The sequence below is a fragment of the Rhodoferax saidenbachensis genome, assembly GCF_031457975.1.
GTDB lineage: Bacteria > Pseudomonadota > Gammaproteobacteria > Burkholderiales > Burkholderiaceae_C > Allorhodoferax > Allorhodoferax saidenbachensis_A.
On the sequence record NZ_JAVDXO010000010.1, the window covers coordinates 61,224 to 74,103 of the forward strand.

Annotated in this window: 12 protein-coding genes; 5 read left to right on the forward strand and 7 right to left on the reverse strand. The window is 62.2% G+C overall.

Going from position 1 to position 12,880, the window contains the following annotated elements; translation table 11 throughout:
* The first annotated feature begins 6 nt into the window (after positions 1–6).
* Together J2X15_RS17800 and J2X15_RS17805 are read left to right on the forward strand one after the other, a co-directional pair.
* Positions 7–837 (forward strand): urease accessory protein UreD, encoded by an 831-nt coding sequence (locus J2X15_RS17800; RefSeq protein ID WP_310345355.1) that lies wholly within the window; start codon positions 7–9, stop codon positions 835–837.
* 40 nt (positions 838–877) lie between these two features.
* On the forward strand, positions 878–2,545 hold the full coding sequence (locus tag J2X15_RS17805) for a tetratricopeptide repeat protein (RefSeq protein ID WP_310345358.1): 1,668 nt from the start codon (positions 878–880) through the stop codon (positions 2,543–2,545).
* On the opposite strand, the gene urtE is transcribed toward J2X15_RS17805, so the two are convergent.
* The 6 genes from urtE to J2X15_RS17835 all read right to left on the reverse strand — a co-directional run bounded on the left by urtE (position 2,542) and on the right by J2X15_RS17835 (position 8,832).
* Complete coding sequence (urtE, locus tag J2X15_RS17810) at positions 2,542–3,234, reverse strand: urea ABC transporter ATP-binding subunit UrtE (RefSeq protein WP_310345361.1); 693 nt, start codon at positions 3,232–3,234, stop codon at positions 2,542–2,544. The two genes, J2X15_RS17805 and urtE, sit on opposite strands and share 4 nt — an antisense overlap.
* Positions 3,235–3,246: 12 nt before the next feature.
* The gene (urtD, locus tag J2X15_RS17815) at positions 3,247–4,128 is read right to left on the reverse strand and encodes an urea ABC transporter ATP-binding protein UrtD (protein ID WP_310345364.1); all 882 of its coding nucleotides are present in this window, start codon (positions 4,126–4,128) and stop codon (positions 3,247–3,249) included.
* A complete protein-coding gene (gene urtC, locus J2X15_RS17820) occupies positions 4,125–5,243 on the reverse strand; it encodes an urea ABC transporter permease subunit UrtC (RefSeq protein WP_310345366.1) in 1,119 nt (372 codons plus the stop codon). Before urtC ends, urtD begins: the two co-directional genes overlap by 4 nt.
* Positions 5,240–6,820 (reverse strand): urea ABC transporter permease subunit UrtB, encoded by a 1,581-nt coding sequence (urtB, locus tag J2X15_RS17825; RefSeq protein WP_310345368.1) that lies wholly within the window; start codon positions 6,818–6,820, stop codon positions 5,240–5,242. The genes urtC and urtB overlap by 4 nt, the downstream gene beginning before the upstream one ends.
* A 96-nt stretch (positions 6,821–6,916) precedes the next feature.
* Positions 6,917–8,191 (reverse strand): urea ABC transporter substrate-binding protein, encoded by a 1,275-nt coding sequence (urtA, locus tag J2X15_RS17830; protein ID WP_310345370.1) that lies wholly within the window; start codon positions 8,189–8,191, stop codon positions 6,917–6,919.
* Positions 8,192–8,373: 182 nt separating this feature from the next.
* Positions 8,374–8,832: a hypothetical protein gene (locus J2X15_RS17835; protein WP_310345372.1), complete on the reverse strand. Its 459-nt coding sequence runs from the start codon at positions 8,830–8,832 to the stop codon at positions 8,374–8,376.
* 134 nt (positions 8,833–8,966) lie between these two features.
* On the opposite strand from J2X15_RS17835, the gene J2X15_RS17840 reads away from it, so the two are divergent.
* Together J2X15_RS17840 and J2X15_RS17845 are read left to right on the forward strand one after the other, a co-directional pair.
* On the forward strand, positions 8,967–9,839 hold the full coding sequence (locus J2X15_RS17840) for a DUF6502 family protein (protein WP_310345374.1): 873 nt from the start codon (positions 8,967–8,969) through the stop codon (positions 9,837–9,839).
* Complete coding sequence (locus J2X15_RS17845) at positions 9,836–11,038, forward strand: DUF5666 domain-containing protein (protein WP_310345377.1); 1,203 nt, start codon at positions 9,836–9,838, stop codon at positions 11,036–11,038. The genes J2X15_RS17840 and J2X15_RS17845 overlap by 4 nt, the downstream gene beginning before the upstream one ends.
* Before the next feature lie 54 nt (positions 11,039–11,092).
* Here the strand turns inward: J2X15_RS17845 and J2X15_RS17850 are convergent, their stop codons facing one another.
* The gene (locus tag J2X15_RS17850) at positions 11,093–11,998 is read right to left on the reverse strand and encodes a LysR family transcriptional regulator (RefSeq protein WP_310345379.1); all 906 of its coding nucleotides are present in this window, start codon (positions 11,996–11,998) and stop codon (positions 11,093–11,095) included.
* Positions 11,999–12,099: 101 nt separating this feature from the next.
* Here J2X15_RS17850 and J2X15_RS17855 point away from each other — a divergent pair, with 101 nt between their 5' ends.
* The gene (locus tag J2X15_RS17855) at positions 12,100–12,873 is read left to right on the forward strand and encodes an SDR family NAD(P)-dependent oxidoreductase (protein ID WP_310345382.1); all 774 of its coding nucleotides are present in this window, start codon (positions 12,100–12,102) and stop codon (positions 12,871–12,873) included.
* Positions 12,874–12,880 lie beyond the last annotated feature (7 nt).

Genomic DNA, 12,880 nt, shown 5'->3' on the forward strand with positions numbered 1-12,880 from the left:
ACTAGGATGGTGTGGCACGCCCAGCTCGATCTGCGCTACCGTCTGGAGTCGGGTCGCACTGTGGCCCGCCATGTGCACAACGGCCCGCTGCGCATTCTGCAAAGCCTGTACCCCGAGGGCGACGCCACCTGCCATAACGTGTTGGTCCACCCCCCTGGCGGTCTGGTCGGTGGAGACACGCTGTCCATCACCGTGCATGCCGAGGCCGGTTCGCACGCCCTCATCACCACGCCCGGGGCCACTCGTTTCTACCGGTCGGAGGGCCCTTGGGCCACGCAGCACAGCCGTCTGACGCTGGACGACGGTGCGCGCCTGGAATGGTTGCCCCTGGAGGCCATCTGCTACGACGCCTGCCAGGCCCGCAACCAGCTGCAGCTGCAGCTGGCCCCCAGCGCCGAATGCATGGGCTGGGACATCACCGCGCTGGGCCTGCCCCATGCGAATCTGCCGTTCACGCGGGGCCAGCTGGAGCAACACATCGAGATCCCCGACGTCTGGCTGGAGCGCGGGCGCATTGACGCACAAGACCAGCGCCTGATGCAAAGCCCTGCCGGGCTGGACGGCCAACGCTGCCTGGCAACCCTATTTTTTGCCAGCGGCAGCCCGCTAACACGACCGCGTAAGGAAGCCTTGCTGGACATTGCGCGGCACGCCACCGAAGGCCACCCGTTGGCACGCAGCGTGGGCACCACCAGCCCCAACCCGCGCGTGGTGGTGGTGCGCGCCCTGGCCCCCACGGTAGAACCCGCCATGCAGCTGCTGCGCGGCATCCGCCGCGCCTGGCGCGCCGAGGCCTGGGCGCTCAGCGCCGCAGACCCCAGAATCTGGTCCATGTGACAGCGCCCATTCCGGGTGCACTGCGCCCATAATGGGAGCGATGGCAGAGCTAGATACTGACTTTTCTGAATGCACCGCCCTGGTCGTGGATGGCAACCCTACGTCGCGTTCCATCTTGGTATCGCAGTTGCGGGACTTTGGTGTTGCCACCGTGGCCCAGGCGGCCCGCCCGATCGATGCGCGCAAGCAACTGGAATACCGGGGCTTTGACTTTGTGCTGTGTGAACAGCACTTCGCCACCGATGAAATGTCGGGCCAGGACCTGCTGGACGACCTGCGGCGCAACCAGCTGTTGCCGTTCTCCACCATCTTCATCATGATCACCGGCGAGGCCACCTACGCCAAGGTGGCCGAGGCGGCCGAGTCCGCGCTGGACGGCTACCTGCTCAAGCCCCACAAAGCCATCCACCTGGGCGAACGCCTGGCTGCGGCGCGCACCCGCAAGGTCTCGCTGCAGGGCATTTTCAGCGCCATCGAGGAAGAGCGCTTTGAAGAAGCTGCCGCCATGTGCATGGACCGTTTCGAGTCCCGCGGCCAGTTCTGGCTGTACGCCGCCCGCGTGGGCGCCGAACTGCTGCTGCGCCTAGGGCGCCATGGCGAAGCACAGGTGCTGTACAAGGCCGTGATTGCGGCCAAAACCCTGCCCTGGGCGCGCCTGGGCGTGGCCCGCGCGCAGCTGGAGGCAGGCAATATCAACCAGGCCACGGGCACGCTGGAAAACCTCATCAACGACGACCCCAGCTACGCCGATGCCTATGACGTGATGGCCCGCGCCTACTTCGAGCTGGGCCGTTTTGACAAGGCGTTGGAGACCTACAAGATGGCCTCCACCCTGACACCGGCCTCCGTGAGCCGCGTGCAAAACCTGGCCATGATGACCTACTACTCAGGCAACCACGAAGATGCCGAGCGCCTGCTGGACAAGACGGTGCGCCTGGGTATCGAGTCCAAGATGTTCGACAGCCAGAGCCTGGTGCTGCTGGCCTTCACGCGCCTGGAGAGCAACGACCGCAAAGGATTGCAGCGCTGCCAGGATGATTTTTTGCGGCTCATCGACAAGGACCCGGACAACGTGCGGCTGCTACGCCTGTCGGCCGTGGTGGATGTGCTCAGCCTGATCCAACAGCAGCAGTTTGGGCCCTCGCTGAACGCGGTGCGGGACATGGCCCGGGCCGTGCAGACACCGCAGTTTGACTTTGAGTCCGCCAGTAACCTGGTCACCCTGGTGTCCCACCTGGCGCGCAAGGCCATCCAGCTCGATGAGGTGGCCTCCGTGGTAGAGGCCCTCGCCAAGCGCTTCTGCAGCAACCGCTCCATCACGGAGCTGCTGGCCGCCAGTGCACTGGCCTACCCCCCGTACCAGGCCGTCATCCGTACGGCCCAAACCCAGGTGCTGGAGTACACCGAAGCGGCCATGACGCTCAGCCTGGCTGGCGACCCCACCGCTGCGGTCAAAAACCTGATCTTGCATGGCAAGGAAACCATGAACGCGCGTCTGGCCGAGAACGCCTACCAGCTGCTGCAAAAACACAGCGGCAAGGTCAAGGAAGAGGCGCATTTGCAGGGCCTGGTCAACGAGTTGCGGGTCTTGTGCGGCCCGGTCATCAGCCGCGCATCGCTAGGCGAGCAGCGGCGACAGGCCGGTGGCCTGGCGCTGCGCACGGGCAAGCGGGTACCACCCGAAGCGCCTCCGCCTATCCTTACCTAGATGGCCACGAGGGCACGCACGCCGTCAATTTCCATGTTGTCGCCCTTGCCGCGTGCCAACACCGCACCCCGCTCCATCACCACGTAGTCGTCAGCCAAGTCCTGGGCAAAGTCGTAGTACTGCTCCACCAGCACGATGGCCATGTCGCCGCGGTCCGCCAGCATGCGAATCACGCGACCGATGTCCTTGATGATGCTGGGCTGGATGCCTTCGGTGGGCTCATCCAAAATCAGCACCTTCGGGCCAGCCGCCAAAGCACGTGCAATGGCCAGCTGCTGCTGCTGTCCGCCTGAGAGGTCGCCCCCACGGCGGTTCAACATTTGTTTGAGCACCGGAAACAGCTCAAACAACTCGGGCGGGATGGGCGTGCCGGCGCTCCTGTAGGCCAAGCCCATGCGCAGGTTTTCTTCCACCGTCAGGCGCGCAAAGATTTCGCGGCCCTGCGGCACAAAGCCCAGGCCCAAGCGCGCCCGCTCGTAGGGCGTGAGCTTCTGGATGGGCTTGCCATCGAACTCGATGCTGCCGGACTTGATGGGCACCAGACCCATCATGGACTTGAGCAACGTAGTCTTGCCCACACCGTTGCGGCCCAGGACGACCGTGACCTTGCCGATTTCGGCCTCCAGGCTCACATCGCGCAGGATGTGGGAGCCGCCGTAGTACTGGTTGACGTTTTGAATCTTCAACATAGCGGTGCAGCCTTAGCGGCCTAAATAAACTTCAATGACGCGTTCGTCCGACTGCACCTGGTCCAGCGTGCCTTGCGCCAGCACCGAGCCGTCGCACAGCACGGTGACGATGTCGCTGATGGTGCGGATAAAGCTCATGTCGTGCTCCACCACCATCAAGGAGTGCTTGCCCTTGAGCGTGAGGAACAGCTCGGCCGTGCGCTCGGTTTCTTCGTCGGTCATACCGGCCACGGGCTCGTCCAGCAACAGCAGCTTGGGGTCTTGCATGAGCAGCATGCCGATCTCCAGCCATTGCTTTTGCCCATGGCTCAGGTTGCCCGCCAAGCGGCCCACGCTATCGGCCAGGTGGATGGTGTGCAGTACCTCGGCCAGACGGTCGCTCTGCGCCGAGTCCAGCTTGAAGAACATCGAGGCCTTCACGCCTTTGTTGGTCTTCAGCGCCAGCTCCAGGTTTTCAAACACGGTGAGCTGCTCGAACACCGTGGGCTTCTGGAACTTGCGGCCAATGCCCAGCTGTGCAATCTCGGCTTCCTTGAAGCGCAGCAAGTCAATGGTGCTGCCAAAGAACACGGTGCCCGAGTCAGGCCGTGTCTTGCCGGTGATGATGTCCATCATCGTGGTCTTGCCCGCGCCGTTGGGCCCGATGATGCAGCGCAGCTCGCCAGGTGCAATGTCCAGCGACAGCTTGTTGATGGCCTTGAAACCATCAAAGCTCACGCTCACGTCTTCCAGATACAGGATGCGGCCGTGGGTGACATCCACCTCGCCGGCCTTGGCCACGCGCGAAAAGCCCGCCGCGCGGCCACCCGATTCGGTTTGGCCGGACTGGGCCGCCAGCGCGGCCATATGTTCTTGCACGCGCTTGGCGCCTTGTTCCAACAGGTCGGGAGTCATGCTTTGCCCCCCTTGAGTTTCTTGATCAAGCCCACCACCCCATCAGGAAGGAACAGGGTCACACCGATGAACAGCGCGCCCAGAAAGTACAACCAGAACTCGGGGTAGGTCACGGTCAGCCAGCTCTTGGCACCGTTGACAATAAAGGCCCCCACCACCGGGCCAATCAGCGTGGCCCGCCCACCGACTGCAGCCCAGATGGCGATCTCGATCGAGTTAGCAGGGCTCATTTCGCTGGGGTTGATGATGCCCACTTGCGGCACATAGAGCGCGCCGGCCACGCCGCACATCATGGCCGAGATGACCCAGATGGTGAGCTTGTAGCCAATCGGGTTGTAGCCGCTGAACATCACACGGGTTTCCGCATCGCGCACGGCCTGCAGCACACGGCCAAACTTGCTGTTCACCAGCCAGCGTGCCATCAGGAAAAAACCTAAGAGCGTGGCGGCCGTCAACACAAACAGTGTCATGCGCATGCTGGTGGTGGCAATGGGGATGTCCAGAATGCGCTTGAAATCGGTGAAGCCGTTGTTGCCGCCAAAACCGGTCTCGTTGCGGAAGAACAGCAACATGGCCGCAAACGTCATGGCCTGGGTGATGATGGAGAAGTACACGCCCTTGATGCGTGAACGGAATGCGAAGAAGCCGAAGATCAGCGCCACCAGGCCGGGCACCAGCACCACAAACAGTAGCGTGGCAACAAAGCTGCCCGAGAAGGTCCAGTGCCAGGGCAGGGTCTTCCAGTCCAGAAACACCATGAAGTCCGGCAAGGCACTCTTGTAGTTGCCGTCCAGGCCGATCTGGCGCATGAGGTACATGCCCATGGCGTAGCCACCCAGCGCAAAGAACACGCCGTGGCCCAGACTGAGAATGCCGGTGTAGCCCCAGATCAGGTCCATGGCCAGCGCGCAGATGGCGTAGCACATGATCTTGGCCACCAGGCCCACTGCAAAGTCGCTCAGGTGGAACACACTGCCCACCGGCACCAGCAGGTTGAGCACCGGCACCAGCGCGCACAGCACGACCAGGGCACCCAGCCAAGCACCCCAGCCGCTGCGGCTCAGCAGGGGTTGGGGCGACGGTAGAACGAGAGTAGGAACGGGGGAGGTACTCATGCTTCTGCGCTCCGGCCCTTCATGGCAAAGATGCCTTGGGGACGTTTCTGGATAAAAATAATGATGAAGACCAGCACGGCGATCTTGGCCAGCACGGCACCGGTCCAGCCTTCCAGGAATTTGTTGAGCACACCCAGACCCAGCGCGGCATACACCGTGCCAGCCAACTGGCCCACCCCACCCAGCACCACCACCATGAACGAGTCCACGATGTAGCCCTGCCCCAGGTCAGGCCCCACGTTGCCCACCTGGCTCAGCGCGCAACCGGCCAGGCCCGCAATGCCGCTGCCCAGCGCAAACGCATAGGTGTCGATGCGCGCCGTGTTCACGCCCATGCACGAGGCAATGGGGCGGTTCTGCGTGACGCCGCGCACAAACAGGCCCAGCCGGGTTTTCTCAATCAAAAACCACACGCCCAGCAACACCGCAAAGGCAAAGCCCACGATGACCAGGCGGTTGTAGGGCAGGGACAAGTTGCCCATGACCTGCACGCCACCACTCATCCAGCTGGGGTTTTCTACGCCCACGTTCTGCGCGCCAAAGATCGTGCGCACCAGCTGCATCAGCATCAGGCTGATGCCCCAGGTGGCCAACAGGGTTTCCAGCGGCCGGCCGTAGAGGAAGCGAATCACCCCGCGCTCCAGCGCTGCACCCACCAGGGCCGAGGCCATGAAAGCCACGGGCAAGGATGCCAGCAGGTACCAATCAAACGCACCGGGCAGGTATTTCTGGAACAGGCCCTGCACCACGTAGGTCGCGTAAGCGCCAATCATCATGAGTTCGCCATGGGCCATGTTGATCACGCCCATCAGCCCATAGGTAATGGCCAGGCCCAGCGCCACCAGCAGCAGAATGCTGCCCAGGCTGATGCCGCTGAAGATGGCGCCCAGGCGGTCGCCCCAGGCCAGGCGCGATTCCAGCGCGCGCAGGCTCTTGTATAGCGCCGCTTTCACCGCACCGTCAGTCTCGACCGCCAGGCGCTCCACCAGCAGCGTCTTGGTGGCGGCCAGCGCACTCTCGCCCAGCGAGCCGGCGGCCTCCAGGCGCTTGGCCGTGTCGGTGCTGCCCAGCAGCGCGGCTGCGCGCAGCAGGGTGATTTGTTCCTTGATGTCGGGCACGGTCTCGGCGGCCAGCGCCTTCTCGATCAGTGGCAGCTTGCTCTCGTCCACCTCGCCCTGCAGGGTCTTCACCGCATCGCGGCGCACTTTCACATCGGTAGAGAGCAGCTTCACCGCGGCCAGCGCGGTGTCCAGCTCACCGCGCATGCGGTTGTTGTTCATCACATCTTCGGCACTGTCGGTCAGCACTACTTCGGCGTTGGTCACGGGGTCCACGCCCATGCCATCCACCACCAACACGGGGCGGTCGCCCATCACCTTCACGGCGTCGTCAGCCAGCGCCTGCAAAAAGCGCACGGTGTTGGCATCGGCACCTGCCACGGCGGCGCGCAGGGCTTCGATGCGCGCATCGCCCTCGCCCACTGCCATGGCTTTTGCCTCGTTGGCCGTCAGCGCCTGGGCGCGGGTAGCTATCAAAACAATAGCGATGGCCAGCACATGAAATAGTCGTTTTGGCATACGCCAACTTCTCCGGGTAAATAAAACAAGCCGCCACGGCCCGAACAGGCAGTGGCGGCTTTGGCTAAACAAACTTAGCCTCTTCCTGCCTTCGCCTTACTTCTTGACAGGCTCATCAGGCTTGACGTCATTGCCTTCGATGTAGGGAGACCATGGCTTGGCTTTCACAGGGCCGGGCGTCTTCCACACCACGTTGAACTGACCATCGGCTTTGACTTCACCGATGAACACCGACTTGTGCAAATGGTGGTTTTTTTCGTCCATCTTGGAAACGATGCCACTTGGTGCCTTGAAGGTCTGTCCAGACATTGCAGCAATGACCTTGTCCACGTCGGTGGACTTGGCTTTCTCCACCGCTTGCTTCCACATGTTGATACCGATGTAGGTCGCTTCCATCGGGTCGTTGGTCAGAGGCTTGTCTTTGTGACCGGCGATGCCCTTGGCCTTGGCGTAGTCAGACCACTTCTTGATGAACTCGGTGTTGGTCGGGTTCTTGATCGACATGAAGTAGTTCCAGGCAGCCAGATGGCCCACCAGCGGCTTGGTGTCCACGCCGCGCAGCTCTTCTTCACCCACGGAGAAGGCAACGACTGGTACGTCCTTGGCCTTCAGGCCGGCGTTGCCGAGTTCCTTGTAGAAAGGCACGTTGGAGTCACCGTTGATGGTGGACACCACAGCGGTCTTGCCACCAGCGGAGAACTTCTTGATGTCAGCCACGATGGTTTGGTAATCGCTGTGGCCAAACGGTGTGTACTTCTCGTCAATATCCGTGTCCTTCACACCCTTGCTGTGCAGGTAGGCGCGCAGGATCTTGTTGGTGGTACGGGGGTACACGTAGTCGGTGCCCAGCAACACCCAACGCTTGGCGCCGCCGCCTTCTTTGCTCATCAGGTAGTCCACAGCGGGAATGGCCTGCTGGTTAGGCGCTGCACCGGTGTAGAACACGTTTTTGGACAGCTCTTCACCTTCGTACTGCACGGGGTAGAACAGCAAGCCGTTCAATTCTTCCAGCACTGGCAAAGCGGATTTGCGCGATACCGACGTCCAGCAGCCGAAGATCACGGCAACCTTGTCTTGCGTCAGCAGTTGCTTGGTTTTTTCAGCAAACAGGGGCCAGTTGGACGCGGGGTCGACCACCACAGGCTCCAGCTTCTTGCCGAGCACGCCACCTTTGGCGTTGATTTCGTCAATGGCCATCAGCACCGTGTCTTTCAACACGGTTTCCGAAATGGCCATGGTGCCGGACAGGCTGTGCAGGATACCGACCTTGATGGTGTCTGCGGCGAACGCAGGCACGGCGGCCAAGGTGGTCAGGGCGACGGCAGCGGTAAGTGCCTTCAGGGTAAAACGGCGAGAGTTCTGGCGTTGCATGTGGGCTTCTCCGAGGGTTAAAAATCGACTCACGTCCCGCAGAACCATCCTTTTGAAGACGCTCTGCGGTCCGATGGGTCAACTGTAGAGATGCCCCTGAAATGCGGAAATACGCCTAGTGGCGTACACCCTGTGCACGCCCCGCCCCGCAGGGGCGCGATGGCCCCTGCATAGGCCCCACTTTACTGGGTCGTCGTTGTTGTGGTAGCGGTGGAATCAGCCGCGGTGGTGGTTGTGCTCACGGTAGTGTCGGTCGCAGTGCTATCTGCTGGCGCTGCAGGTGGCAGATCACCAGGGCCGCGGCGCATGTGCAGGGGCTCATCCCCACGAACACGTGGCTCACGCGGCGCATCGGATGCCTGCTGGGTGCCGGATTCAAGTCCATTGGACTCTGCCCCTTGCTCGCGTCCCATGGGCTTGGGGGGCTCCTGACGAACCGACGTTGCCGCAGTATTGGTCGTGGTGGTCGATCCAGCAGCAGTGGTGGTGGCCGTTGCGCTGGTCGCGGTGCTGGCGGAAGCACTGCTGCTATTCGTGGGACTGTTGGCCGGACCACCTCTGTGGGCCATGGCGGGCGAGGCCAGCACACCGATCAGTACGGCGATGGATGAGGCAATGGCAGGTTTGTAGAACGATTTCATGGTTATTTCCTTTGGTTAAAAAGTTTTAAACTTGCGTGTGATTTTTTCCCACGCAAACGAACTATAAGTGGGAAATTTTCCCTCGTCAAGAATTTTGTGTAAATTTTTCCCACAAATACGTTACATTTCTTTCTATGGACTCCGTTAACGCTCCTTCAGCCAGCCCTACACCTGCCTTGGTACGGGCGCTACGGCGCGTGCTGCGGCCACTGGTCCGATTGATGATGGCGCAGGGCATGACCTATCCCTACCTCACGGAATTGCTTAAGAGCATCTTTGTGGATGTGGCCGAAGCCGAATTTCGGTTGGACACCAAGCCTCCCACCGACAGCCGCATCAGCGTGATGACGGGCGTGCACCGCAAGGACGTGAGCCGCTTGCGAACAGAGCTCAGAGAGACCTCAGACGGCATGCCTGATGTGGTGTCCCTGGGCGCTCAGCTAGTAGCCTTGTGGCTGGGCACCCCCCGCTACCTGGACAACGACGGCAACCCCCTGCCACTACCGCGATTTGCCAGCGAGGGCGGGGAGCAGTCTTTTGAAACTCTGGTTGCCAGCGTGAACAGCGATATCCGGTCGCGAGTGGTGCTTGACGAGTGGCTGCGTCTGGGCGTGGCCCATCTGGACGACAGCAGTCACGTATGCCTGAATACCAGTGCCTTTGTGCCAAGTGCAGGCTTTGACGAAAAAGCTTTCTATTTGGGCCACAACCTGCACGACCATGCTGCCGCAGCCACACGCAACCTGCTGGGCCTTCAGCCGCCATTTCTGGAACGCAGCGTGCAATACGACGCGCTTAGTCTGGAATCCATCGCGCAGCTAAGCGCCCAGACGCGCGAAGCCGGCATGAAGGCCCTCCTGGACATCAACCAGTCCGCGTTGGAGCTCGAACGCCAGGATGCACAGCGCCAGGTGGCGCGCCAGCGCATGACCTTTGGTGTGTACTTTTATACCGAGCCAGCGGAGTCCGTCGATATCGGTGCGGCTCCCACGACACCACAACCATGAGACGAACGTTAAATCTACTGCTGCGCGACATGCTGCTGGCTGCCGTGTGCATGCTGGCGCTGCCGGGACTTGCGGCGAATGTATGTGGCCATGGCGACTCTCTACTCAACCCCCAGGCGATCGCTCCGGGCCTGGGCGGTACCGGCAATCTGGCGATCCGGCCGGGCATTGGCGGCACAGGGAATTTGGCACTGGAGCCCGGCATAGGTGGTACCGGCATTGTGGGTGTAATCACTGGATTCGCCAGCATCTGCGTCAATGGTGTAGAGGTGCATTACGACGATGCAACACCCATCAGCGACAACGGGATCGCAATCCGCGCAGGGGTGCTCGAAGTGGGACAACTCGTAGTGGTCCAGGCCCTGGGGAATGGGGACGAGCTGCAGGCGCGGCGTGTTGCACTGCTGCACTTGGCGGAGGGCCCCGTGGACGAGGTGGACATGGTGCGCGGCGAACTCCGCATCCTGGGTCAAACAGCGCACTGGTCTGCCAGACCGGATCAATGGGCCTCCATGCGGCCCGGTGCCTGGGTGCGGGTCAGTGGCTACCGCCTGGGGAATGGAGAACTGCTGACCACCCATTTACAGCCGGCCTCTGCCCAAGCTCAGGTGCAGTTGACCGGCGTTGCAGAGGTACGCGGAGGCAACATCCGCATCGGAACAGCGGTGATCAGTACCTCCGCGTTGGGCTTCTGGGAGGTGCTGCGCACTTGGTGGGCCGCCGCCGGCGGCAAGGAGTTGCATGTTCAGGGCGAGTGGAATGGGGAACGCATCCTCGCCAACAATGTGCGCATTCAACCCACACGTGCGCTGCTGGGAACCATGGGCAGGGTCGTGCTGGAAGGTTATGCCCGGAATGCCGGCAACGACCACATCGACCTGGGCCAAGGCGCCATCGCCTTGGGTGGTACGGTCAGTGCCGCACAACGCGAGGCTTTGCTACGTGACCCTGAACAACGCATTCGGGTGTTTGGCAGCGTCGACGCGTCAGGTCATTGGATTGCCGAGCGCATTGAAATCCGTGACACCCCGGCGGCCCACGTTGGCAGAGCATCAGGCCCAGCCACGGGCGGTCCTGGGGACCCGCGCAATGGCACGGCCCCATCGCCTGGAAGCATGCCAGAACCCATGGGCACAACAGAGACCGCCAAATCGCCGGGCGAGCCGAGCGGTTCGAGCGGAAAACCACGCGCCAAGTGATTCACTGCTATTTTTGTAGCACACAAGTCAATCAGTGAGAGGACTTAGGGGGTTTTAGTCACGAACATAGTCACCCACCACCTCGGCCAGCCAATCCATCACCACGCGCACGCGCTTGGACAGGTTGCGCCGATGGGCGTACAGCAGGGTCTGCGGCATGGGCGGCGCCACATGCTGGGGCAGCACTTCCACAAGCAGCCCTTGTTTGAGCAGCAGGTGTACGCCCACCGTCGGCGCCTGGATGATGCCTAACCCGGCCAGACAGGCAGCGGTATAGGCACCCGCGTTGTTTACGGTGATGGCGCCCTGCATGGGCAGGCTGCGCATCTCACCATTCTCGGAGTAATCGAAGCCACCGGGCTTGGCGCCCAGGGTGCTGGCGTAGTGCACCAGATGGTGCTGCGCCAAATCGGCCAGCGTATGCGGCGTGCCATGCGTCTGCAGGTAGGACGGGCTGGCCACATTCACCATGCGCAGCGGCGGCAGCGGGCGCGCGATCAGGCCACTGTCCCCCACCGGGCCCACGCGCAGCACACAGTCAAAGCCCTCGCGCACCAGGTCCACCCGGCGCTCGGTGCTGCTGATCTCCAGCTCCAGCAGCGGGTGTTGGGCCAGCAGCTCGGGAAGGCGCGGGATGATGGCATTGCGTGCCATCACCGTACTCATGTCGATGCGCACCCTGCCCCGCAGGTTCTGCGCGCCCTGCTGCTGGAACATGGTTTGCACCTCTTCCACATCGGCCAACAGATCCTTGCAGCGCTCATAAAACGCCTGGCCATCCTGTGTGGGCTGCACCTTGCGTGTGGTGCGGTGCAAGAGGCGGGTGCCCAGCTCGGCCTCCAACTGCTGCACGGCGGTGGACACACTGGCCTTGGGCAGACCCAGCGCGTCGGCCGCCTGCGTGAAGCTGGCCAGCTCGGCCACGCGGGTGAAGATCAACATGCGGTCCAGAGTGCTCATTGTTTAATTATTACGAACAAACCAATCAATATCTAGATATTTATCAAATCAAAACCGCTCAATAGACTCGCTTCCATCACCAACCCACGAAGGAAGTCTCCATGTCTACCACCCCCTCCTCCACCCCCATCGCGCTCGTCACCGGCGGCAGCCGCGGCCTGGGCAAAAACACCGCATTGCACATTGCCAAGAACGGCAGCGACGTCATCCTCACCTACCGTAGCCAGGCCGCCGAGGCACAAGCGGTGGTCGCTGAAATCACGGCACTGGGCCGCCGCGCCGTGGCGCTGCAACTCGACACCGGCGACAGCGCCAGCTTTGCGGCCTTTGCAGAGCAAGTGAAGGCCGCACTGGCCACTACCTGGCAACGTGAACGTTTCGACCACCTGGTGAACAACGCCGGTGTGGGCATCCACGCCAGCCTGATGGAGACCACCGAGACCCAGTTCGACACGCTGATGAACATCCACCTGAAGGGCGTGTTCTTTCTCACCCAAAAGCTGCTGCCCCTGATGAACGACGGCGGACGCATCGTCAACCTCTCCAGCGGACTGGCCCGTTTTGCTTTACCTGGCTACGCGGCCTACGGCGCCATGAAAGGTGCGATTGAAACGCTGACCCGCTACATGGCCAAGGAACTGGGCCCGCGCGGCATTGCGGTGAATGTGGTGGCCCCCGGCGCGATTGAGACCGACTTTGGCGGCGGCGCCGTGCGCGACAACGCGCAGCTCAACGCCTTTGTGGCCGCCAACACCGCGCTAGGCCGCACCGGCGTGCCGGACGACATTGGCGCCATGATCGCCTCGCTGCTGACACCCGCCAACCGCTGGGTCAACGCCCAGCGCATCGAGGCGTCGGGCGGCATGTTCCTGTAAGCGCCCG